Consider the following 21,284-nt stretch of genomic DNA (forward strand, 5'->3'; position numbering starts at 1 on the left):
GGCCGGTTATTTGACGCATGCTCGGTCCAGCGGCTACCGTCGTCTGCTATGGACAACGGCATGCTCGTAGTAGCCCCCTGCGCGTTGGTTGTTGCCTGAGCTTCCAACAACCGACGCGCAACCCTCGTGCAGCAGCTGAGCTGGCGGGGGTTTTTTGTTGCCACCAGTCCAGAGCCCCAGAGGAATTGAAGAGGAAACCGTGAGCGCACCCACCACGCGACCGCCGGAGCGGTCCGCCCCGCAGTCGGCCAACGGGGCTAATGCCACCGACAAGGCCTCGGACGCGGCCTCAAATGCCAAATCCGCCAAGCGCATCCCGCCGGAGCAGATGACCGGCGCGCAGTCGGTGATCCGATCGCTGGAGGAACTCGACGTCGACGTGATCTTCGGTATCCCCGGCGGGGCGGTGTTGCCGGTCTACGATCCGCTGTTCGACTCGAAGAAGCTGCGTCACGTGCTGGTTCGCCATGAGCAGGGTGCCGGGCACGCTGCCAGCGGCTACGCGCACGCCACCGGACGGGTCGGGGTGTGCATGGCCACCTCCGGTCCGGGTGCCACCAACCTGGTCACCCCGCTGGCCGACGCGCAGATGGACTCCATCCCCGTGGTCGCGATCACCGGACAGGTCGGCCGTCAACTGATCGGCACCGACGCCTTCCAGGAGGCCGACATCTCCGGCATCACGATGCCGATCACCAAGCACAACTTCCTGGTCCGCAACGGCGACGACATCCCGCGGGTGATCGCCGAGGCGTTCCACATCGCCGAAAGCGGACGGCCTGGAGCAGTTCTCGTCGATATCCCCAAGGATGTCCTGCAGGGGCAGTGCACATTTGCCTGGCCGCCCCGGCTGGAACTGCCCGGATACAAGCCCACCACCAAACCGCACAGCCGGCAGGTCCGTGAGGCCGCCAAGCTGATCGCTGCCGCGCGCCGGCCGGTGCTCTACGTCGGTGGCGGCGTGATCCGCGGTGACGCGTGCGAGGAGCTGGCGGAGCTGGCCGAGCTGACCGGCATCCCGGTGGTCACCACCCTGATGGCCCGCGGCGCTTTCCCGGACAGCCACCGCCAACACTTGGGCATGCCCGGCATGCACGGCACGGTGTCGGCGGTCGCCGGACTGCAGCGCTCGGATCTGCTGATCACCCTGGGCGCTCGTTTCGACGACCGGGTCACCGGCCAGCTGGACTCGTTCGCCCCGGACGCCAAGGTGATTCACGCCGACATCGACCCGGCCGAGATCGGCAAGAACCGGCACGCCGACGTGCCGATCGTCGGCGACGTCAAGGCCGTCATCAACGAGCTGTTGGAAGTGCTTCGTCACGAGAAGTTGCCGCTGGACCTGACCAACTGGTGGAGCTACCTCGACGACGTGCGCTCGACCTACCCGCTGAGTTACGGGCCGCAGAGCGACGGCAGCCTGTCTCCGGAGTTCGTGATCGAGACGCTGGGCCGCATCGCCGGACCCGACGCGCTCTACGTCGCCGGCGTCGGCCAGCACCAGATGTGGGCCGCGCAGTTCGTGCGCTACGAAAAGCCGCGCACCTGGCTGAACTCCGGGGGACTGGGCACCATGGGGTTCGCCATCCCGGCGGCGATGGGCGCCAAGATGGGCCGCCCGGACGCCGAGGTGTGGGCGATCGACGGCGACGGCTGCTTCCAGATGACCAACCAGGAACTGGCCACCTGCGCCATCGAAGGTATGCCGATCAAGGTGGCGCTGATCAACAACGGCAACCTCGGCATGGTGCGCCAGTGGCAGACCCTGTTCTACGGGGAGCGCTACTCTCAGACCGACCTGGCCACCCACTCGCACCGCATCCCTGACTTCGTGATGCTGGCCGAGGCCCTGGGATGTGTCGGATTGCGTTGCGAGCGTGAGGAAGACGTCGAGGACGTGATCAATCAGGCCCGGGCGATCACGGACCGCCCGGTGGTGATCGACTTCATCGTCGGGGCGGATGCGCAGGTGTGGCCGATGGTGGCCGCCGGCACCAGCAACGACGAGATCCAGGCCGCGCGCGGAATACGTCCGCTGTTCGACGACTCCGACAACGAAGGGCATGCGTGATGACCGCAGAGTGGAAGACCCATACGCTCTCGGTGCTGGTCGAGGACAAGCCGGGTGTGCTGGCACGGGTGGCGGCGCTGTTCTCCCGGCGTGGCTTCAACATCGAGTCGCTGGCTGTCGGTGCCACCGAGACCAAGAACAGGTCGCGGATGACGATCGTGGTCTCGGTGGAGGACACCCCGCTGGAGCAGATCACCAAGCAGCTCAACAAATTGATCAACGTCATCAAGATCGTCGAACAGGAGGAGGACAACTCCGTCTCCCGCGAGATCGCGCTGATCAAGGTCCGGGCCGACGCAGGTACTCGCGGGCAGATCGTCGAGGCGGTGAACCTGTTCCGCGCCAGGGTGATCGACGTATCGCCGGAGTCGTTGATCATCGAGGCCACCGGCACCCCGGCCAAGTTCGAAGCGCTGCTGCGGGTGTTGGAGCCCTACGGCATCCGCGAAATCGTCCAATCGGGTCTCGTATCGTTGTCTCGCGGCCCGCGCGGCATCGGCACGACCAAGTAACCCCCAACCCATAGAAGGAAAAACAGTGGCAGTTGAGATGTTCTACGACGATGACGCCGACCTGTCGATCATCCAGGGCCGCAAGGTCGGCGTGATCGGTTACGGCAGCCAGGGACACGCGCACTCGCTGAGCCTGCGCGACTCGGGTGTGCAGGTGAAGGTGGGCCTCAAGGAGGGGTCGAAGTCGCGGGCGAAGGTCGCCGAGCAGGGCCTCGAGGTCGACACTCCCGCCGAGGTCGCCAAGTGGGCGGACGTGATCATGGTGCTCGCGCCCGACACCGCCCAGGCCGAGATCTTCAAGAACGACATCGAGCCCAACCTGGTGGCGGGCAACGCGTTGTTCTTCGGCCATGGTCTGAACATCCACTTCGGTCTGATCAAGCCGGCGGCCGACATCACCGTCGGGATGGTCGCGCCCAAGGGGCCGGGGCACCTGGTGCGCCGCCAGTTCGTCGACGGCAAGGGCGTGCCCTCGCTGATCGCGATCGCGCAGGACCCGACCGGCGAGGGAGAGGCGCTGGCGCTGTCCTACGCCAAGGGCATCGGCGGCACCCGTGCCGGGGTCATCAAGACCACCTTCAAAGAGGAGACCGAGACCGACCTCTTCGGTGAGCAGGCCGTGTTGTGCGGCGGCACCGAAGAATTGGTGAAGACCGGTTTTGAGGTCATGGTCGAGGCCGGCTACGCCCCGGAGATGGCTTACTTCGAGGTGCTGCACGAGCTCAAGCTGATCGTCGACCTGATGTATGAGGGCGGGATCGCGCGGATGAACTACTCGGTGAGCGACACCGCGGAGTTCGGCGGTTACCTGTCCGGTCCGCGGGTGATCGACGCCGGCACCAAACAGCGGATGCGCGACATCCTCTCCGACATCCAGGACGGCACTTTCGTCAAGCGCCTGGTGGCCAACGTCGAGGGCGGCAACAAAGAGCTCGAGGAGCTGCGGAAGCAGAACGCCGAGCACCCCATCGAGGTCACCGGCAAGAAGCTGCGTGACCTGATGAGCTGGGTGGACCGGCCCATCACCGAAACCGCCTGAGAAGTTTGATGCTCATCGCGACGCGGTAGCGGCTGCGGTCGCGGAGGCCGTCAGAAAACGAGTGGCCCCTTCTACGGAAGGGGCCACTCGCTTCTTGTCACCGGTTCGACGCGACCTGGGGGATTTCCAATGCCCCCCAGTCAGTCGGTTCGGTTCTTTACAGGCCGCCGAGCCAGCCGTCGAGCAATCCGTCGAGCAAGCCGGACAGGTCCAGGCCACCCAACAGCCCCGACAGGTCGAGGTTGTCGAGCAGGTCGCCGAAGCTGTCGAAGATTCCGGACAGGTCGATGTTGGTCAGGAAGTCGGTGAAGCTGCTGAAGATTCCGGACAGGTCGATGTTGGTCAGGAAGTCGGTGAAGCTGCTGAAGATTGCGGAGAAGTCGATGTTGGTCAGGAAGTCGGTGAAGCTGCTGAAGATTCCGGACAGGTCGATGTTGGTCAGGAAGTCGGTGAGGCTGCCAAATACTGCGGCGAAGTCGAAGTTGGTCAGGAAGTCGCCGAGGCTGCCGAAGAGCCCGGAGAAGTCGATGTTGCCCAGGAGGTCGCCGAGGTTGCCGAAGAGTCCGGAGAAGTCGATGCCGGTCAGAAGATTGTCGAAGATTCCGGACAGGTCGATGTTGCTCAGGAGGTTGTCGAAGAGCCCGGAGAAGTCGATGTTGGCCAGGAGATTACCGAGGCCGGCAAATATGCCGGAGAAGTCGATGCCGCTCAGCAGATCACCCACCCCGCCGCTGTCGGCGGTGAGCTCGATGGCCGGCATATGCGAGCTGGCCGGGGTGACTACCACGGGAGTGGCGGCGATCGCGCCGGCGCCGATGAGCGCGACGCCCGCGAGGGCCAATGGACGAAGGGTGGCGTGCATGGATTCTCCTCAGGTTGTGACCTGTGTCATTGCTCGGGGGGTTTGTAACGCTCGACACAAGTAAACTGAGATTACACTAAAGTGAAATTATGTCCATAGTTATCTGGCAAATTTCTGTGCGGTGGCCCGGGGTCCGCGCGCCGGTATCCGCCGCCACGACCACGGTCGTCGGCCGTTGAGCCGAGTCCGTCGACAATTCGGTTGACGCTGGAATTCAGAACTCGGGGGTGGCAGCGCTAGCCGGCCCTGTAAGGTTCTGAATATCTGCCCAGGTAGATGGCAACGGCCCCCGGTTACGCCGCCAGGTCGGGGAACACCCCGAGTACCGGCTGCCGGACTCCGCCGTTGCTGAATTCCGGGCACCAGGGCCGGTGCCCGCGCTCGTCGGCCCACACCAGTTGCAGCGCCCGCACGTCACGGCCGTAGAAGGCGACCGCCACGTTCATATGTGCGTCCGGATGGTCTACCGCAACCACCAGCACCAGCTGCCCGCCCGGCCCCGAGACCCATTCGCCGGGTACCGGCCGTCCGCCGTCCAGCAGATACGCGGCCACACCGTTGAGCAACCTGGCCGTCGGGTGCGGCGGCAGGCCCGTGACCAACAGCTCCGGCAACCCGTGCTCGTGCAGGCCGATGGTGTAGGCGTACGGCACGCGCTCGCTCTCCACGTACTGCACCGCCCAACCGTGTACGTCCACCGTTGCGCGGACAGCGGCCAGCCATTCTTCGGTGGTGCTTCCCGGGTGATCACATTTCCAGCACATGAGTGCTTCCCCTTCCTTGCGGTCCTACTTGCCGCCAGGGTGCGCCGGGGTACCGACAAGAAATGGGTTCCGTGCCGCGAGATTGAGCCCAGGCAGGTGAAATCGGCCCAGTCGGCTTCAGTGCAATCTCGGGGTGGCCTGCGCATCGTCGGCTGCGCCCGGCTTCGCCGCGCTGGCGACCGGCGCTGTGCTGACGGTGGCCGGCCCGTCCCCCGCAAGCGGGAGGTGCCCCCAGCGCCCGGCTTCGCCGCGCTGGCGACCGGCGCCGCGCTGACGGTGGCCGGCCCGCTGCGCCCGGCTTCGCCGCGCTGGCGACCGGCCACTACGCTGTCCGAGTGACTCTGCCCGTGGTTTTGATCGCTGACAAACTCGCCCAATCCACCGTCGCCGCCCTGGGTGACCAGGTCGAGGTTCGCTGGGTGGACGGTCCGGACCGAGAGAAGCTGCTTGCCGCGGTACCGGAGGCGGACGCGCTGCTGGTGCGCTCGGCCACCACCGTCGACGCTGAGGTGCTCGCCGCCGGCACGAAGCTCAAGATCGTGGCCCGTGCCGGTGTCGGCCTGGACAACGTCGACGTCGATGCCGCGACCGCCCGCGGGGTGCTGGTGGTCAACGCCCCGACCTCGAACATCCACAGCGCAGCCGAGCACGCGATCGCACTGATGCTCGCCGCCGCCCGTGAGATCCCCGCTGCCGACGCCTCACTGCACGGCAAGGAGTGGAAGCGGTCGTCGTTCTCCGGCACCGAGATCTACGACCACACCGTCGGCGTGGTCGGGTTGGGACGCATCGGCCAATTGGTGGCACAGCGCCTGGCCGCGTTCGGAGCCCACATCGTGGCCTACGACCCGTACGTGTCGGCGGCCCGGGCCGCGCAGCTCGGCATCGAGCTGCTCAGCCTCGATGATCTGCTCGGCCGCGCCGACTTCATCTCGGTGCACCTGCCGAAGACCCCCGAGACCGCGGGCCTGATCGGCAAGGAGGCGCTGGCCAAGACCAAGCCGGGGGTGATCATCGTCAACGCCGCCCGCGGCGGGCTGATCGACGAGGCGGCGCTGGCCGAGGCGATCACCAGCGGTCATGTCCGGGCAGCCGGCCTGGACGTGTTTGCCACCGAGCCGTGCACCGACTCGCCGCTGTTCGATCTGCCCCAGGTGGTGGTGACCCCGCACCTGGGCGCGTCGACCGCCGAGGCCCAGGACCGGGCCGGCACCGACGTCGCCAAGAGCGTAAAGCTGGCGCTGGCCGGGGAATTCGTTCCCGATGCGGTCAACGTCGGTGGTGGTGCGGTGAGCGAGGAAGTGGCGCCCTGGCTGGATCTGGTGCGCAAGCTCGGGCTGCTGGCCGGAGCGCTCTCCGACGGGCTTCCGGTGTCGCTGTCGGTGCAGGTGCGCGGCGAGTTGGCGTCCGAGGACGTTGGGGTACTGCGCCTTTCGGCGTTGCGCGGACTGTTCTCGGCCGTCATCGAAGACCCGGTCACCTTCGTCAACGCGCCGGCGCTGGCCGCCGAACGCGGGGTGGCCGCCGAGATCGGCACCGCCACTGAGAGCCCCAACCACCGCAGCGTCGTTGAGCTCAGGGCGGTGACCGCCGACGGGTCGGCCGTCACGGTGGCCGGCACCCTGTCCGGCACAAAGCAGGTGGAGAAGATCGTCGAGATCAACGGCCGGCACTTTGACCTGCGGGCCCAAGGTGTCAACCTGATCATCAACTACTCTGATCAGCCCGGGGCGCTGGGCAAGATCGGCACCCTGCTGGGTTCGGCGGGCATCAACATCCACGCCGCGCAGCTTTCCGAAGACGCCGAGGGCCCCGCGGCGACGGTCCTGTTGCGGGTCGACCGCCAGGTGCCCGCGGAGGTGTGTTCGGCGATCAGCGCTGCCGTCGGCGCCAACAAACTTGAGGAGGTAGACCTGTCATGAGCCTCAAACTCGCGGTCATCCCCGGCGACGGGATCGGCCAGGAGGTCACTGCCGAGGCCATCAAGGTGCTCGACGCCGTGCTGCCCGGCACCGAGAAGACCAGTTATGACCTGGGTGCCAGGCGCTACCACGCCACCGGCGAGGTGCTGCCGGACTCAGTCCTCGATGAGATCCGCGGCCATGACGTGATCCTGCTCGGTGCGATCGGCGACCCGTCGGTTCCGTCCGGCGTCCTCGAGCGCGGCCTGCTGCTCAAGGCGCGCTTCGCGCTCGACCACCACGTCAATCTGCGACCCGCCCGGCTGTATCCGGGGGTGAGCAGCCCGCTGGCCGGCGACCCGCAGGTCGACCTGGTGGTGGTGCGTGAAGGCACCGAGGGGCCCTACGCCGGCACCGGTGGTTTCCTGCGCCGCGGTACTCCGCACGAGATCGCTTCGGAGGTCAGCGTCAATACCGCATTCGGGGTGCGCCGCGTGGTGCACGATGCGTTCGGTCGGGCGCAGCGCCGACGCAAGCACCTGACCCTGTTGCACAAGACCAACGTGCTCAACTTCGCCGGGGATCTGTGGTGGCGCACGGTGCAGGAGATCGCGCCCGAATACCCCGATGTCGAAATCGCCTACTGCCACACCGACGCCGCGACCATCTATCTGGTCACCGACCCCGGCCGCTTCGATGTGATCGTCACCGACAACCTGTTCGGCGACATCGTCACCGACCTGGCCGCCGCGGTGTGCGGCGGTATCGGATTGGCGGCCAGCGGCAACATCGACGCCACTCGCACCAACCCGTCGATGTTCGAGCCGGTGCACGGCAGTGCGCCCGACATCGCCGGGCAGGGCATCGCGGACCCGACAGCCGCCATCATGTCGGTGGCGTTGCTGCTGGCGCATGTCGGTGAGGATGCCGCAGCGGCCAAGGTCGACGAGGCCGTCGCCCAGCACCTGGCCACCCGCGGCGATCAGAAGCTGTCCACGACCGCGACCGGCGACCGGATTCTGAGCCTGATCTGACTAGCCGAAACCGACGGGCAATCTCGCCGCGAGATCAGCCACGGTGGTGCCGAAGGTTTCCCGTGGCCGGACTGCTCCCGCGACGGTGTCGATGTCGATGATTGCGTACTCGGTGTACACCCTGCTGACGCAACGCAGACCGGTCAGTGGGTAGGTGCACGACGAAACCAGTTTGGCGGCACCGTCTTTGGTGAACAGGTCCATCATCACAAACACGTCCTTGGCTCCGATCGCCAAGTCCATGGCTCCGCCGACGGCCGGGATCGCGTCCGGTTCCCCGGTGTGCCAGTTGGCCAGGTCACCGTGTCGGCTGACCTGTAGCGCTCCGAGCACGCACACGTCGAGATGCCCCCCGCGCATCATTGCGAAGGAGTCGGCGTGGTGGAAGTAGGAGGCCCCGGGCATCTCGGTGACCGGAATCTTGCCGGCATTCGTGAGATCGGGATCGATGTCCTCGCCACGGGCCGCGGGTCCCATGCCCAGCATCCCGTTCTCCGTGTGCAGCACCACACCGGCTTCAGGCGACAGGTGATCGGCCACCAGGGTGGGCTGCCCGATACCGAGATTGACGTAGGAGCCCGCGGGGATGTCACGGGCGACGATGGCGGCCAGTTCGTCGCGGGTCAGCGGGCCGCGGTCAACGTGCTCGATCACATTGGCGGGGACCGGCGTCACGAGCCCGTCTCCAGAATCCGATCGACGTAGATTCCCGGCGTGACAATCGCTTCGGAATCCAGCTGGCCGGTGTCCACGACGCGGGAGACCTCGGCGACGGTCAGCGTGGCGGCGGTGGCCATCACCGGACCGAAGTTGCGGGCGGTTTTGCGATACACCAGGTTTCCCGCGCGATCCCCGACATGGGCGCCGATCAGCGCGACATCCCCGTGAATCGGGTACTCCAGTGCATAATCCCTGCCGTTGATGGTTCGAATCTCTTTGCCCTCAGTGAGCAACGTGCCCACGCCGGTGGGGCAGAAGAAGGCCCCGATGCCCGCACCGGCGGCGCGGATGCGTTCGGCGAGGTTGCCCTGCGGCACCAGTTCCAGCGCGACCTTGCCCGCGCGATACAGGCCGTCGAACACGTAGGAGTCGGACTGGCGGGGAAACGAACAGATCACCTTGCGAACTCGGCCGGCGGCCAGCAGCGCCGCCAGTCCGGTGTCGGCATTACCCGCGTTGTTGCTGACGATGGTGAGATCGCGAGCTCCCTGAGCGATCAACGCGTCGATCAGCACGGCGGGCATGCCGGCCATGCCGAATCCGCCCACCAAAACCGTTGCGCCGTCAGCGACTCCGGATACCGCTTCGGCAGCGGTGTCGCAGATCACGGTGCGGCTCACCCAACGCCCTCCGAGCCGTCGTGCTCGGCGAGCACCTGAGCGGCGATGCGGAACGCGGCATTGGCATCGGGTACACCGCAGTAGATGGCGGTCTGCAACAGCACCTCCTTGATCTCATCGTTACTGAGGCCGTTGCGGCGCGCCGCGCGCAGGTGCATCGCCAACTCGTCATGGTGGCCCCGCGCCACCAGGGCGGTCAGGGTGACGATCGAGCGGCTGCGCCGGTCGAGGCCGTCTCTGGTCCAGATGCTGCCCCACGCGTAGCGAGTGATCAGATCCTGAAAGTCGGCGGTGAACTCGGTGGTGTGCGCGACGGCACGGTCGACGTGCGCGTCGCCGAGAACGTCACGCCGCACGGACATTCCCGCGGTATAGACCGGATCCCGCACCCTCAGATGGTCGAGAATCAGGTTGACGGTCTGGTTGGGCGCCTCGATGGGTGCAAGGTGGGCGACGTCGTCGAGTACCACCAGGCGGCCGAGTTCGACACCGGAAGCGATACGCCCCAGCAATTCTGTTGGAGTGGCCATGTCTTCGGAACCTGCAATGGCCAATACGGGTGCGTTGATCTCAGCGAGCCGTTCGGTGACATCGAAATCGGCCAGTGCTTCGCAGGCCTGCGCATACGATTCGTCGTCGGTCAGGCGCAGCGCATCCACGAGCGCGGCGACGGGTTCCGGTTGTCGATCGGCGAACCCGGGGGCGAACCAGCGCTGCCGGGAACCCTCGATGAGCGTGCCGGTTCCCGATGCGCGCACCGTGGCGGCACGTGTGGCCCAATCCTCGGCCCGGCCGATGACGGCGCCGGTGCAAAGCAGTGTGGCGCTTGACAACCGCTCGGGGGCATCGAGCAGCAGCTGCAGGCCGACCGCACCACCGATGGAGACGCCGGCGTAATGGAATGCCGGCCGCGGCACGATCTCGTCGACCAGGGCCAGCACGCCTGCGGCCAGGTCCGGCATCCGGAACGGCGCCGCCGGACTGCGGCCGTGGCCGGGAAGATCCCACGCGACGACGCGCAGATGCTCGGCGAGTTGTTGGGCGGCCGGACCCCAGAGGGCGGTTGCCGATGTGCCGAGGGATGGCCCGAGCAGCAGCAGGTCGGCGTCCTGCGGCCCACCGAAGTCGGTGCCGACAAGCCGCGGCACGCTCATGTTGCCTCCGTGAGGTGGTGGTGTGCGCGCCGCCGCACCGCATCGATGAGATGCCCTGTCGCGCCGGTGTAGTCAGGGAGCGCTCGGCGCTCGGCCAACTCAGTCATGGCGCGCTGCTCCCCGAGCAGGTCACCGGCGGCGGCCAGGTTCGCCGCGGCGCGATCGGTGTCGATGACCAGCCCGGCGAGCAGTTCGGTGGTCTGGGCCGCGGCCGTCACGGTGTGGCGAGACAAGGTCCTCAGTGTGGCCCATTCGGTGTGCCAGCCGCCGTCGGAGCGCTCATCGACACTGGCAGCCGACGCGGTGTGCAGGGTGGCCGCCAGCGACGGTGCCGCCAGTGCGGTGCGGCGGATCAGGATGGACAGCACCGGATTGTTCTTGTGCGGCATGGTGGATGAGCCGCCGCCGCGGCCCTCGGCCAGTTCGCCGATCTCGGGCCTGCTGCTCGTCGCGATGTCGGTGGCGATGTGGCCCCAGGCGTCGCAACATGTCACCAATGTGTCACCGGCGCGGGTTATGACTGACCGGGTGGTGTGCCACGGTGGGCTGTCGGCCAGTCCCAGCGCCGCGGCCAGTCGGCCGGACAGGGCGATGGCATCAGTGGGGGAGCCGGTCAATTCCGTGGCCGCGGCCAGGGTTCCCGCGGCACCGCCTGCCTGCACCGGGAGGACCGGCAGGGCGGCGACGGCGTCGGCGCTGTCCAAAATCCCGGCAAGCCAGTTCGCCACCTTCATGCCGACCGTGGTGGGCAATGCGGGTTGGGTCAACGTGCGGGCGAGTATGGGGGTGTCGCGGTAGGTATCGGCCAGGGCCACCAATGTGCGCACCTGCGTGACGAGTTCGCCGCGAACTCGGTCCAGGGCGTCGCGCAGGCAGAGCATCAGTGCGGTGTCGACGACGTCCTGGCTGGTCAGGCCGCGGTGCAGCCAGCGCGCCGGCTCCCCGCTGATGCGATCACGTAGCAGTTCGAGCACGCCGGGCACCGGGTTGCCGGTGGCCTCGGCCGCTACGGCCACCGCGTCGGCGTCAGCGGCCGAGATCGTGGCGGTCAGGTCGGTGCGCGCCGAAGCCGGGGCGATGCCGGCGTCGACAAGCACACCCAGCCAAGCGTTTTCGACCCGCACCATTGCGGTCAGATACGCCGCGTCGCTGAAGGTGTGCCCCGCCCGGTGATCCCCGGGCCACAGCAGGTCGGTCACGGTTGCCCCCGGTACTGGAGGAACACCGTCTCCTGGGCGCCCTGCAGCCTGATGTCGAAGCGATAGCCGTCCTCGTCTGGCACCGCGATGAGCGTTTGGCGACGGTCGGCGGGCACGGAGCGCAGCAGCCGGTCGGCGTAGAGCTGGTCGCCGGGCAGATAGGCGCGGGTGAACAACCGGTTCAACAGGCCGCGCGCAAACACCGTGACGGCCACGAATGGTGTCGCCTGTTGGGGCGCTCCAGGTTTCACCGTGGTGAAGCTGTAATGGCCGTCGGCATCGGTCTCGGTTCGTCCCCAGCCGGTGAAGACCCCGCCGCCGCGGCGAAATGACGTGACGGCGGTTGGTACCGCGCCGTTGCCATCGGCCTGCCAGATCTCCAGCAGCGCATCGGGAACGGGCCGCCCGGCGCCGTCGGCCACGGTGCCGTGCAGCCGGATGGCGTCGGGCGAGCCGGGTGGCACCAGCTCGTTGCCGCGGTCGAACGGCAAGGCGTAACCGAAGAAGGGGCCGATGGTCTGTCCCGGTGTGGCGGTGAGCCTGCTCATCGTGGCTCCTCGAATGGCGTTGCGGCCGGACCGGTGAGCACCACGTCCCACCGGTAGCCGGTGGCCCACTCGTGGCTGGTGACGTCGTGGTCGTAGACCGCAACAAGCCGGTCGCGGGCCTTCTGGTCGGTGATCGACTGATAGATCGGGTCTAACGCGAACAGCGGGTCGCCGGGGAAGTACATCTGAGTGATCATCCGTTGCGTGAAATCGCTGCCGAACAGCGAGAAATGGATATGCGCGGGCCGCCACGCGTTGTGGTGGTTGCGCCACGGGTACGGGCCCGGCTTGATTGTGGTGAACCGGTAGCAGCCGTCGTCATCGGTGAGGCATCGTCCGGCACCGGTGAAATTGGGGTCCAGCGGCGCGGGATGCTGATCCCGCTGGTGGATATAGCGCCCGCTGGCGTTGGCCTGCCAGATCTCGACGAGTTGCCGGCGCACGGGCCTGCCGTCGCCGTCGACGACGCGCCCGGTCACCACTGTGCGCTCGCCGATCGGCGAGCCTGCGTGCTGGGCCGTCAGGTCGGCGTCGAATGGAGCGACGTCGTCCTCGCCGAAACACGGAGCGCACAGCTCGATGGCCTCTGGGTCGGCCAAGTGCAGCGCACTCGTGGGGTGGCGAAGCACGCTGCTGCGGTACGGCGGGTAGTCCAGCCTCGGCTGGCTTTCCTCGATGCCGGCGTGGCAGTACTCGGCCTGGATCGCCGCGATCTCTGCGCTGATCTCCGCCTGACCGGTCATAGCCCCGCCTCCAACCGCGCGATTTCATGCCGCCACGCGGCATCTGCGGTGAATGATGGCCCAAGGTCGGGTAAGTCGGCCCAATCTGATTCGTCGATCGGTTTGCACGTGCCGCCCGCGGAGCGGACCCGCAGTGACATGGACGCCAATTGGTCGAGGCTGATCGCTTGCAGGACAGCCTGGGACACCGTCGCAGCGGCACTGGTGATGCCATGACCGCGACAGATCACCACCGGCCTGCCTCGCATGGCAGCGACCATCTCCTTGCCGAGTTCCGCCGTGCGGATCAGCACGGCCCGCTGGTACACCGGAACACCGCCGCGCGCCAGCCATGCACCCGGGATGTCGAAGGCGCCGTAGATCGGTTCTATCGTGATACCGGCGAGGTCGGCAGCCACCACGGCCGGCGGATGCAGGTGGGCCACCACCTGGTGTTCGGGGTGTGCGCGCAGCGTCTCGACGTGAATCGGCAACTCGTTGGGCACCCGGTACCCGTCCAATTCCCCCGCTGCACCAGGGCTTCCGTCGAAGCGGATGAGCCGAATGTCGTCGGAACGGGTGAACGCGACACCTTTGTCGGAGTCGCTGCGGCACCGGATGAGTAGGTGTTCTTCGTCGATCCTGGCGCTGATGTGTCCGAGGATTCCGTCCACCAGGCCACGAGCCGCAGCGACTCGGCACGCCTGTGCAACCTCGGATCGCAATCTCGCCAGATCGTCGTTGTTCACGTGTTGTCCCTCGATTGCGGAGACGGCCTTGCTGCACCCATACCGAAGCCGCCGTCGGGATGTGTGCTTCCGCCGGTGATACCACGGGACCGATCAGATGCCAGGAATACGTAGCTCCAGGCATGGTCCTGCGGAGTGAGCGCGACATTGAGGGGGGTGCGTGCCGCAAGATCGCGAGCACGGTTGGGGGTGTCGTCCAGGCGGACGTTGTCGAGCGACAGGTTGTGCAGACCGCGTAGATCGGTGTTCAGAGTTCCACCCGGTGCGACGCCGTTGACGCGGATGTGCGGGGCGAGTTCATAGGCGAGGGTGGTGACCAGACCGCGGACCGCGAACTTCGATGCGACGTAGAGGACGCCACCGCGGCCCGGGTAGAACGACGAGGCAGATTCCGTGAGAACGATGGAGGACCGCTCCTGGGCCCGTAGGGCCGGCACCGCGGCTTTCACCGACTGCAGATAGCTCAACACGTTGGTCCGGAACATCTCGTCGAAAGCCGGCGCCAGCTCATCGGTGGAGATGTCCGTGATTCCCTTGTAGAAGTCGAAGATCCCGACGCAATTGACCAACGTGTCCAGACCGCCGAACGCCGCTACGGCAGCTTCGACAGCGCGTTCGTTGGCCTCGGCCGTCGTCGCGTCTCCGTGCGTGACCGGCAGGCCGGGTAGTTGACTCGCCAGAGCAGAGCATTTCTCCGGATCGCGTTCCAAGACCGCGACCTGGGCTCCCTCTTCGAGATATGCGTCGACGACGGCGCGACCGATGCCCGAGCCGGCACCGACGACCAGCGCCCGTTTGCCATCGAGCCATCGCGTCACGGCAGATCACTTTCGTCGGAAAGAAGCGGTTCATGCATTTTCCCCACCATCGCAGCCAGCGTGTAGGTGTTCTGCCAGGTCAATGCTTCGACTTCCAGGGCGTCGAGACTGATCCACTGTCCCGACTTCGGTGATGTGACGAGCAGCCGTGAACCGTTTCGGGTGTCCACCCGGCGCACCGTCACTTCGGTGAACTCATTTGCGATCGTGATGGTTTCACCTACCGAGGCGGCGATCAGGTCGTCGAGTTCGCTCACAGGAAGACCGCCAGGTTCTGCATGCGCAGCACCGACTCGTCGACATAGATCGTGCGACGGGCCAACTTCCACCCCTGATCGGTCAGACGCAGCAGGTCTTCCCGGCCGCAGGAGACCAGCGCGGCCTCGTTCACGTCGCCACGGCTGCGGAACAGCAACTCGGCCGACTCGACGATCAGGTGCGCGTCATCATCGCAGGCAAAGGTGCGGACGTTGGTGATGTGATGGCGCAGTCGCGACGGTGGATCCTCGGTCCATGCGTGTTCGGTCTGAAAGCGCGCGACGCGTCGGCTCAGCGAGTATTTGTTCTCATCGAAGTGCGCCATGCCGGGAGAGGTGTCGAATCCGGCGCCCAACGCGGTGGTCACGCGAACGGGCATGAAGTAGTGGACATCTTCGGTGAGGGTGTCGAGCCATTCGGTGTAGTGCTGTGCGTCGAGCAGATAGGCCTCGTCGACCAAGAACTGATGGGCCTGCAGGTGCCGAGTGTCGTTGAACGGCAAGGATCTGCCAGTACGGACATGCTTTGGCGCGTGGTCACCCAGAATGGCCGACGCCCCGGGGCCGCCGGCCTGTTCGGGCCCGGATGTCATGCCTGCACCTCCTCGTAGGCTGCCTCGCATTCAACAGTGCCATTGGTCTGCACCAGAGGGGTGATGCCATTGAGCTGGGTGCCCATCGCCGCTGGGGTGGTCGCCACCGGAGGCATCTCCAGGTGGTCGGCCCACATCCGAAGGATGGCCCGCTGATTGTTCTCGTTGTAGCCGACTTGGGCGGTGCCCGGTCCATGGAACTGCTCTGGCGCCAACGCATCGACCACCGGGGTGTCGTCAGCGAGCAGGCCCATCCGGCCGTTGAGCAGCAGTTGGCGCGCCATAGATCCGCCAGCCGTATTGGTCAGCGAGACCCAGTTCTCCACGTCGTCCTGTTCGAACATGCCCGTGGAGCCGAAGCACATCAGATAGGCCTTGTAGGAGTCCTTCTTGAACTGGGCGGGCGCCGCTGCGTCGACGGCGAACCACGAGTACACCTCGGTTTCGTTCTCGCTGATCGGTTGCCAGGTTCGAATCGATATGAACGGCAACACATCTTCGCTGTCTTGGATCCTCGGCCAGTTGTGCACCAGGCTCATGTTGGGAAAGCACGATGCCGCCGAGATCATGAATCCGTCCTCACCGACCACTCGCCGGTGCTCGGGGGACCACACCTCCTTGATCTGCCGCACCATGTCGTCGGGGTAGCCGACATAGCGCATCCGTTCCTCGAAGTCGCCCGGCGGCAGCTTGTAGGTCGTGCCTCCTCCGCATGTCGCCCAATAGGTCGCGCCGTCTTTGCGCTTCTGCGCCTTCGGTTCACGAAACAACCCGATGTCGACGACGGAGGCGTGCGTATGCGGTGTGTGATACATGTCGCCGGCGAAGTTCTCGACGCCGATCTTCCAGTTCGCCTTGATGCGCCACCGTTGCGGACCGCGCACCTCCATGCCACTGCGGCTCTGCCTGGTGTAGAAGTCGAGGTAGAACCTGAAATCGCCGAGAAACTCTTCGAGCGGAGGCGCTTGGGGATCGAGACTGATGAAGATCATTCCGTTGTAGCTTGCGAGATTCGGTGCCGGCAACAGCGTCTGACCGCGCTTCTGAAAGCCTGCCTCGCCGCCGTAGGCGTCTTGGTGGAAGGGCAGGCCGAGGATTCGTCCGTCGTTGCGATACGACCAGCCGTGGTACGGGCACCGGAAATTGGAGGCGTTGCCCATCTCCGCACGGCATATCTGCATTCCGCGATGCAGGCACATGTTGAACATTGCCCGCACGTCGCCCTTCGAGTCGCGCGCGATGATGAACGAGTCGTTGAGTAGGCGCCGCACCACGTAGTCACCGTCTTGGGGGATCTCCGACTCATGGGCTACGAACATCCAGGCGCGACGGAAGAGCCGCTCGCGCTCGAGGTCGAAGATCTCGGCGTCGTTGTAGATGTGCGCCGGGATCATTCCCCGCCGGACCTCGTCGAGGACGTGCCGGTGATCACTCATGGATGCGACTCCAGTCTCAGGGACCCGTGATATCTGTTTTACAGAGAAAACGGCTGGGTCCTGGTAGGGAGAAACTCTGCCAGGAAGACGGTTTGAAGGTCAACCAAGCCGGGCTGGGCCGCGGCCAAAAGTCCTTATAAACAGGTCAAACAAGAAAGAACCGCCGGATTGAGTTCTGCCTTCCAGAGCATCTGGAGCTGTGACGGCAGACAGGTACTATCTCTGTTATGCAGAATAATCTGCCTCCCGGGCTTGCCGGAGACGCTGCTGGTCCGGCGGCCCCGGACTGGGTTGTGCCGCAGTATCCGATCGGATCGGTGGACAGGGCGCTGAAGCTCATCCTGCTGCTGGGAGAGCAGCCGCGAATCCGTCTGACTGACGCGGCCAAGCACCTGGGAGTCGCGTCATCGACGGCCCATCGCCTGTTGGCGATGCTGCAGTATCGGGGTTTTGTGCGTCAGGATCCGATGTCCAAGGCGTATCACCCCGGGCCCGCACTGATGAGTGTGGCGTTTTCGGTGTTCAACCGGATCGACATCGACGGTGCGACAAGGCCGGTGCTGCTGCGCCTCAGCGAACATCTCAGGGAATCGGTTCATGTCGGAATGATCGAGGGCGCCAACGTGCGTTTCATCGCCGCCGCGGAGGGGCCGACGGCCGTCCGGGTTGCGTCGCGGCTCGGGCGTAGGGTGCCTGCGCATTGCACCTCGACCGGCAAGGCACTGCTGGCACGCCTGTCCGACGCGGACATCGCCCGGCTGTACCCGGATGAAGCCCTGGAGCGTGTCACGGCACATTCGGTCGGTACCAGGACCGAGCTGCAGCGTGAGCTCAGTCAAATACGACAACAGGGTTACGCGGTGAATCGGGAGGGGAGCGAGGAAGGCGTCGCCTCAGTCGCAGTTCCCATCCCAACGCGGGCGCCCGGCGTGCTGCTGGCGCTCAATGTCGCCGCGCCAGTTCACCGGCTGAGCAGTTCGCAGTACCGAGCGGTGGCCGCTCTGCTGGTCGAGGCCGCCAAAGAGATCGGTGACCAGATCGGCTAGGTCGCGCTACAGAACCGCTTGCCCGACCAGCGCTCGCCGCGCCAGCAGGCGCCGGACCGCATCATCCATGTGTTCGTCGATCAGCCGGACCGCCAGCGCTTCGTCGCCGGCACCGATCGCCTTGCGCAGCACGACATGTTCGGCGACCTGCTCGCGCAGGTCGGGGTAGGCATCTTCGAGTTCGCCGAGCAGTATCCGGGTTTCCGAAAGCAGGGTCCGCATCGCGCGGTGCAATCGCGGACTGCCCGCGCATTCGACCAACACCTCGTGAAATGCCTGGTCGGCGTCGGCCGCAGCGGCGCCGTCGCCGCGGGAGGCGGCGACGCGCAGCGCCTCCACCGGACTACGCAGCCGGGCGGCCGCCGCGCGGGGGTCGCCGCGCAGCACCTCGATCACGGCGGCGCGTTCGATGGCCTTGCGGGCCTGGTAGACGTCGCGCACATCGTCATCGGTGAGTTTGACCACGAAGATGCCCCGGTTGCGTTCACTGCGCAGCAAGCCCTCGGCCACCAGACGCTGCATGGCCTCGCGCAATGGTCCGCGGGACACCTCGAACTGCGCGGCCAGGCTCGCCTCGCCGAGTTGTTGACCGGGTGCCAGCCGCCCGCGGGTGATCGCCTCCCGGAGTAGTTCGGCGATCAGCTCGGCGGTGGAGGGCCGGCTCAACGGTGCGAACCCGGCATCTTGTGAGATCGTCATCGCCCATCCTCAAACAATGTGCCCAGCCCGGTTGTGCGCCGGGCGATCCCGGCGATGCGCAAACCTTCCCACACCGTCACCGCGTTGGCGGTCAGCACCGGTTTGCCGAGCAGTCGCTCCAGCTCCTCGACCTGGGCCACCGTGTGCATGGCGGTGTCGGGAATCAACAGCGCCTCCGCGCGGGGTGAGTCATTGTTCAGCGCCAGTTCCCGGACCTGACCTCGGGTCAGCCGACCCACCTCTGCTGCGGTCGGGATTCCGCCGTCTCCCATCGCCTCGACGGTGACACCATGGGCGGCAATGAAATTCACGAACAGCTCGGCGATATCGTGCGGATAACTGGCGGCGACAGCCACCTGACGGCACCCCAGTGCGGCCAGGGCGTTCACAAAGGCGAAAGATGTGCTCGACGCGGGTACACCGGCCTCCGCGGCGAGCCGATCGACCTGTTCGGCGGCGCCGTCGGGTCCGAAGACGAAGCTGCCCGATGTACAGGCCCAGACCACTGCGGCCGGCCGGTGCGGCGCCAGCAGTGCGGCCCCCTGCGCGAGTCTGGCCGGGCTGCCGAGATCCATCAGCTCCGGCACGGCATGCAGATCGGTGCCGTAGATGTGCGCGACGGGCAGATTCACCTCCAGTAGCCGGGCGGCGTGCGGGTAGTCGGACTCGGCGGCGTGGTCGGGGTAGATGAACCCGACTGTCGGAGCGCGCATTACGGCGCTCCGGTGAAGACGTCGCGGAGCCACCGGCCAGGGCCCATCATCGGCAGATTCATCCGGCCCAGGCATGCCCACATGGTCAGTTGATTGGCCGTCAGGATGGGCTTGCCCAGCATCTGCTCCAGCGGATCGATGATGTCGTAGGTGCGCAGGTTGGTACAGCTGACGAAGACGGCCTGCGCCTCCGGGCGGTCGGCGGCGAGGATACGTTCGGCCACGGTGCGGTAGTTGACCTTCCAGATACCGCCGCCCAGGCCCAGATGATCCGAGTGCAGCACGGTAACCCCGAGCTGATTCAGGAAGACCCGCAGCAGGTCGGTCAGCTCCGCGTCGTAGGGCGTCAGCACGGACACCCGGGAAATGTCGAGCGCGATAATCGCTTCGGCCAGCGCCCCCGACGTGGTGACCGCGGCCTTGGCACCCGCGGCTTCGATGGCGGACACCAGGGTCTTCTCGTAGTCGACGCCGTGGATGAAGCTGCCCGACGCGCACAGGTAAGCGACCACCTCCGGTTCGACGTGCAACACGTCTCGGGTGGCGGCCTGCAGGTGATTGGTGTCGGAGACCAGTTCGGCCATGGCCCGGCTCACCGGGACGGGTTCGTAGTGGGTGCGCGCCAAGTGCAGCGTCACCTCCGCTGGGACCCAGCGCCACAGCTCACGCTCGATCGCAAGATCGAACGGCGCGATGATTCCGATACCACGTTGGTCGACGGGACCGTCGAAGTCCGGCATGTCCGGAAACAGGGACAGATCCATGGGTTTCCCCACTGACGTTTCACCCCCAGGCAAGCCCTGGATTGTTGACAATCATACGATCTGTTTTTACGGTGTCAATGTGGACGCGCGTCCGGTGGTGACCGTCCAGCACGGCGAGGCGGTTCCCACCCAACTCGATTCGATCAGCGCAGACGCCGAGCTGCGCATGGTTACCTCGGCACGGCTGGCCGAGGGTATCGCCGGCGCCGACGTCCTGTTCTTGTACGACTTCTCTTCTCCGGCACTGGAATCGGTGTGGTCAGCCGCCGATGCCCTGCGGTGGGTTCAGGTAGCCGCCATCGGAGTGGATGCGGTGATGTTCGATGAGTTGATCGACAGTGACGTGGTCGTCACCAACTCCCGGGGCATCTTCGAGGAGCCCATCGCCGAGTACGTGCTGGGTCAGATCCTGGCTTTTGCAAAGGATTTCCGACGATCGTGGGAGGCCCAGTGCGACGGGCGCTGGCAGCACTTCGACACCGAGCGGATCGCCGGTGGTTCGGTCACCGTTGTCGGGCCGGGGCCCGTCGGGCGCGCCATTGCCCGACTGCTGCGGGCTGTCGGAATGTCGGTGCGCGGCGTCGGTCGCTCCGAGCGAGAAGATCCCGACTTCGGCACGGTCACCACTGATGTGCTCGCCGCGGTCGGCGACGCCGACTACGTGGTGCTGGCGGCACCGCTGACGCCGCAGACCCGGGGGATGGTCGGCGCTGACGTGCTGGGTGCAATGCGTCCGACTGCACGACTGATCAACGTCGGCCGCGGCGAGTTGGTGGACACCGACGCCCTGGTGTCGGCACTGCAAGCCGGCGTCATCGCCGGCGCGGCGCTCGATGTCGTCGACCCGGAGCCGCTGCCGGTGGGCCATCCGCTCTGGACCGCTCCCAACGTGCGCCTGACTCCGCACAACAGCGGCGATATCCAAGGGTGGCGAAACATGTTGCAGCAGCAGTTTGTTGCCAACTTCAGGCGATACGCGGCCGGTCAGCCGCTACACAACGTGGTCGACAAGCGTTCCGTGTCGGCGACCGCGCAGAGCGGAGAGCGGCGCACATGACCCGTT

Annotated in this window: 24 protein-coding genes; 8 read left to right on the plus strand and 16 right to left on the minus strand. The window is 66.2% G+C overall.

Features of this window, described 5'->3' with window-relative positions:
- The first annotated feature begins 199 nt into the window (after positions 1–199).
- From AWC16_RS09605 to ilvC, 3 genes are read left to right on the plus strand one after another with little or no spacing between them, the layout of a single operon-like run.
- On the plus strand, positions 200–2,071 hold the full coding sequence (locus AWC16_RS09605; protein ID WP_085264503.1) for an acetolactate synthase large subunit: 1,872 nt from the start codon (positions 200–202) through the stop codon (positions 2,069–2,071).
- A complete protein-coding gene (gene ilvN, locus AWC16_RS09610) occupies positions 2,071–2,583 on the plus strand; it encodes an acetolactate synthase small subunit (protein WP_085264504.1) in 513 nt (170 codons plus the stop codon). The genes AWC16_RS09605 and ilvN overlap by 1 nt, the downstream gene beginning before the upstream one ends.
- A gap of 37 nt (positions 2,584–2,620) precedes the next feature.
- Positions 2,621–3,622 (plus strand): ketol-acid reductoisomerase, encoded by a 1,002-nt coding sequence (ilvC, locus tag AWC16_RS09615; protein ID WP_207572290.1) that lies wholly within the window; start codon positions 2,621–2,623, stop codon positions 3,620–3,622.
- Between the two features lie 157 nt (positions 3,623–3,779).
- On the opposite strand, the gene AWC16_RS09620 is transcribed toward ilvC, so the two are convergent.
- Together AWC16_RS09620 and AWC16_RS09625 are read right to left on the minus strand one after the other, a co-directional pair.
- On the minus strand, positions 3,780–4,484 hold the full coding sequence (locus tag AWC16_RS09620) for a hypothetical protein (RefSeq protein ID WP_109561341.1): 705 nt from the start codon (positions 4,482–4,484) through the stop codon (positions 3,780–3,782).
- Between the two features lie 293 nt (positions 4,485–4,777).
- The gene (locus tag AWC16_RS09625; protein WP_085264507.1) at positions 4,778–5,248 is read right to left on the minus strand and encodes a DUF4262 domain-containing protein; all 471 of its coding nucleotides are present in this window, start codon (positions 5,246–5,248) and stop codon (positions 4,778–4,780) included.
- A gap of 120 nt (positions 5,249–5,368) precedes the next feature.
- Here AWC16_RS09625 and AWC16_RS23870 point away from each other — a divergent pair, with 120 nt between their 5' ends.
- From AWC16_RS23870 to AWC16_RS09635, 3 genes are read left to right on the plus strand one after another with little or no spacing between them, the layout of a single operon-like run.
- On the plus strand, positions 5,369–5,587 hold the full coding sequence (locus AWC16_RS23870; RefSeq protein ID WP_133055928.1) for a hypothetical protein: 219 nt from the start codon (positions 5,369–5,371) through the stop codon (positions 5,585–5,587).
- Entirely contained in the window at positions 5,584–7,170 is a 1,587-nt protein-coding gene (gene serA, locus AWC16_RS09630) for a phosphoglycerate dehydrogenase (RefSeq protein WP_085264508.1), read from the plus strand. The genes AWC16_RS23870 and serA overlap by 4 nt, the downstream gene beginning before the upstream one ends.
- Complete coding sequence (locus tag AWC16_RS09635) at positions 7,167–8,183, plus strand: 3-isopropylmalate dehydrogenase (protein WP_085264509.1); 1,017 nt, start codon at positions 7,167–7,169, stop codon at positions 8,181–8,183. Before serA ends, AWC16_RS09635 begins: the two co-directional genes overlap by 4 nt.
- Here the strand turns inward: AWC16_RS09635 and AWC16_RS09640 are convergent, their stop codons facing one another.
- The 11 genes from AWC16_RS09640 to AWC16_RS09690 are packed head-to-tail and all read right to left on the minus strand — an operon-like array spanning position 8,184 to position 16,999.
- Positions 8,184–8,858: a 3-oxoacid CoA-transferase subunit B gene (locus AWC16_RS09640; protein ID WP_085264510.1), complete on the minus strand. Its 675-nt coding sequence runs from the start codon at positions 8,856–8,858 to the stop codon at positions 8,184–8,186.
- Positions 8,855–9,523: a 3-oxoacid CoA-transferase subunit A gene (locus AWC16_RS09645; RefSeq protein WP_085264511.1), complete on the minus strand. Its 669-nt coding sequence runs from the start codon at positions 9,521–9,523 to the stop codon at positions 8,855–8,857. Before AWC16_RS09645 ends, AWC16_RS09640 begins: the two co-directional genes overlap by 4 nt.
- The gene (gene pcaDC / locus AWC16_RS09650; protein ID WP_085264512.1) at positions 9,520–10,677 is read right to left on the minus strand and encodes a bifunctional 3-oxoadipate enol-lactonase/4-carboxymuconolactone decarboxylase PcaDC; all 1,158 of its coding nucleotides are present in this window, start codon (positions 10,675–10,677) and stop codon (positions 9,520–9,522) included. The genes AWC16_RS09645 and pcaDC overlap by 4 nt, the downstream gene beginning before the upstream one ends.
- On the minus strand, positions 10,674–11,876 hold the full coding sequence (pcaB, locus tag AWC16_RS09655) for a 3-carboxy-cis,cis-muconate cycloisomerase (protein WP_085264513.1): 1,203 nt from the start codon (positions 11,874–11,876) through the stop codon (positions 10,674–10,676). Before pcaB ends, pcaDC begins: the two co-directional genes overlap by 4 nt.
- Positions 11,873–12,424, minus strand: a complete 552-nt coding sequence (gene pcaG, locus AWC16_RS09660; RefSeq protein WP_085264514.1) for a protocatechuate 3,4-dioxygenase subunit alpha — start codon at positions 12,422–12,424, stop codon at positions 11,873–11,875. Before pcaG ends, pcaB begins: the two co-directional genes overlap by 4 nt.
- Positions 12,421–13,167: a protocatechuate 3,4-dioxygenase subunit beta gene (gene pcaH / locus AWC16_RS09665; protein ID WP_085264515.1), complete on the minus strand. Its 747-nt coding sequence runs from the start codon at positions 13,165–13,167 to the stop codon at positions 12,421–12,423. The genes pcaG and pcaH overlap by 4 nt, the downstream gene beginning before the upstream one ends.
- Complete coding sequence (gene phtC, locus AWC16_RS09670; RefSeq protein ID WP_085264516.1) at positions 13,164–13,895, minus strand: 3,4-dihydroxyphthalate decarboxylase; 732 nt, start codon at positions 13,893–13,895, stop codon at positions 13,164–13,166. Before phtC ends, pcaH begins: the two co-directional genes overlap by 4 nt.
- The gene (hcaB, locus tag AWC16_RS09675) at positions 13,892–14,713 is read right to left on the minus strand and encodes a 3-(cis-5,6-dihydroxycyclohexa-1,3-dien-1-yl)propanoate dehydrogenase (RefSeq protein ID WP_085264517.1); all 822 of its coding nucleotides are present in this window, start codon (positions 14,711–14,713) and stop codon (positions 13,892–13,894) included. Before hcaB ends, phtC begins: the two co-directional genes overlap by 4 nt.
- Positions 14,710–14,970 carry a dihydrodiol dehydrogenase gene (locus AWC16_RS09680; protein ID WP_085264518.1) on the minus strand — a complete coding sequence of 87 codons (261 nt, stop codon included), beginning with the start codon at positions 14,968–14,970 and terminating at the stop codon, positions 14,710–14,712. Before AWC16_RS09680 ends, hcaB begins: the two co-directional genes overlap by 4 nt.
- The gene (locus AWC16_RS09685; RefSeq protein ID WP_085264519.1) at positions 14,967–15,563 is read right to left on the minus strand and encodes a 3-phenylpropionate/cinnamic acid dioxygenase subunit beta; all 597 of its coding nucleotides are present in this window, start codon (positions 15,561–15,563) and stop codon (positions 14,967–14,969) included. The genes AWC16_RS09680 and AWC16_RS09685 overlap by 4 nt, the downstream gene beginning before the upstream one ends.
- On the minus strand, positions 15,560–16,999 hold the full coding sequence (locus tag AWC16_RS09690; protein WP_085264520.1) for an aromatic ring-hydroxylating dioxygenase subunit alpha: 1,440 nt from the start codon (positions 16,997–16,999) through the stop codon (positions 15,560–15,562). The genes AWC16_RS09685 and AWC16_RS09690 overlap by 4 nt, the downstream gene beginning before the upstream one ends.
- 227 nt (positions 17,000–17,226) lie before the next feature.
- Between AWC16_RS09690 and AWC16_RS09695 the strand changes: the two genes are divergently transcribed.
- On the plus strand, positions 17,227–18,045 hold the full coding sequence (locus tag AWC16_RS09695) for an IclR family transcriptional regulator (RefSeq protein ID WP_085264521.1): 819 nt from the start codon (positions 17,227–17,229) through the stop codon (positions 18,043–18,045).
- A gap of 6 nt (positions 18,046–18,051) precedes the next feature.
- Here the strand turns inward: AWC16_RS09695 and AWC16_RS09700 are convergent, their stop codons facing one another.
- The 3 genes from AWC16_RS09700 to AWC16_RS09710 are packed head-to-tail and all read right to left on the minus strand — an operon-like array spanning position 18,052 to position 20,221.
- Positions 18,052–18,744, minus strand: a complete 693-nt coding sequence (locus AWC16_RS09700) for a GntR family transcriptional regulator (RefSeq protein WP_085264522.1) — start codon at positions 18,742–18,744, stop codon at positions 18,052–18,054.
- A complete protein-coding gene (locus AWC16_RS09705) occupies positions 18,741–19,457 on the minus strand; it encodes a maleate cis-trans isomerase family protein (protein ID WP_085264523.1) in 717 nt (238 codons plus the stop codon). The genes AWC16_RS09700 and AWC16_RS09705 overlap by 4 nt, the downstream gene beginning before the upstream one ends.
- Positions 19,457–20,221, minus strand: a complete 765-nt coding sequence (locus AWC16_RS09710; protein WP_085264524.1) for a maleate cis-trans isomerase family protein — start codon at positions 20,219–20,221, stop codon at positions 19,457–19,459. Before AWC16_RS09710 ends, AWC16_RS09705 begins: the two co-directional genes overlap by 1 nt.
- Positions 20,222–20,363: 142 nt before the next feature.
- On the opposite strand from AWC16_RS09710, the gene AWC16_RS09715 reads away from it, so the two are divergent.
- Positions 20,364–21,278 carry a D-2-hydroxyacid dehydrogenase gene (locus AWC16_RS09715; RefSeq protein ID WP_234812200.1) on the plus strand — a complete coding sequence of 305 codons (915 nt, stop codon included), beginning with the start codon at positions 20,364–20,366 and terminating at the stop codon, positions 21,276–21,278.
- Positions 21,279–21,284 lie beyond the last annotated feature (6 nt).

This window comes from Mycolicibacter longobardus, from assembly GCF_002102265.1.
GTDB lineage: Bacteria > Actinomycetota > Actinomycetes > Mycobacteriales > Mycobacteriaceae > Mycobacterium > Mycobacterium longobardum.

Bases quoted from the DNA above. Each gene is read 5' to 3' on its own strand.
- AWC16_RS09690 (WP_085264520.1), bottom strand. From the start codon at position 16,999: ATGAGTGATCACCGGCACGTCCTCGACGAGGTCCGGCGGGGAATGATC.
- AWC16_RS09625 (WP_085264507.1), bottom strand. From the start codon at position 5,248: ATGTGCTGGAAATGTGATCACCCGGGAAGCACCACCGAAGAATGGCTG.
- AWC16_RS09635 (WP_085264509.1), top strand. From the start codon at position 7,167: ATGAGCCTCAAACTCGCGGTCATCCCCGGCGACGGGATCGGCCAGGAG.
- AWC16_RS09695 (WP_085264521.1), top strand. From the start codon at position 17,227: ATGCAGAATAATCTGCCTCCCGGGCTTGCCGGAGACGCTGCTGGTCCG.
- pcaH (WP_085264515.1), bottom strand. From the start codon at position 13,167: ATGACCGGTCAGGCGGAGATCAGCGCAGAGATCGCGGCGATCCAGGCC.
- AWC16_RS09685 (WP_085264519.1), bottom strand. From the start codon at position 15,563: ATGACATCCGGGCCCGAACAGGCCGGCGGCCCCGGGGCGTCGGCCATT.
- ilvN (WP_085264504.1), top strand. From the start codon at position 2,071: ATGACCGCAGAGTGGAAGACCCATACGCTCTCGGTGCTGGTCGAGGAC.
- AWC16_RS09700 (WP_085264522.1), bottom strand. From the start codon at position 18,744: ATGACGATCTCACAAGATGCCGGGTTCGCACCGTTGAGCCGGCCCTCC.
- pcaDC (WP_085264512.1), bottom strand. From the start codon at position 10,677: ATGAGCGTGCCGCGGCTTGTCGGCACCGACTTCGGTGGGCCGCAGGAC.
- AWC16_RS09710 (WP_085264524.1), bottom strand. From the start codon at position 20,221: ATGGATCTGTCCCTGTTTCCGGACATGCCGGACTTCGACGGTCCCGTC.
- AWC16_RS09705 (WP_085264523.1), bottom strand. From the start codon at position 19,457: ATGCGCGCTCCGACAGTCGGGTTCATCTACCCCGACCACGCCGCCGAG.
- pcaG (WP_085264514.1), bottom strand. From the start codon at position 12,424: ATGAGCAGGCTCACCGCCACACCGGGACAGACCATCGGCCCCTTCTTC.
- AWC16_RS09620 (WP_109561341.1), bottom strand. From the start codon at position 4,484: ATGCACGCCACCCTTCGTCCATTGGCCCTCGCGGGCGTCGCGCTCATC.
- ilvC (WP_207572290.1), top strand. From the start codon at position 2,621: ATGTTCTACGACGATGACGCCGACCTGTCGATCATCCAGGGCCGCAAG.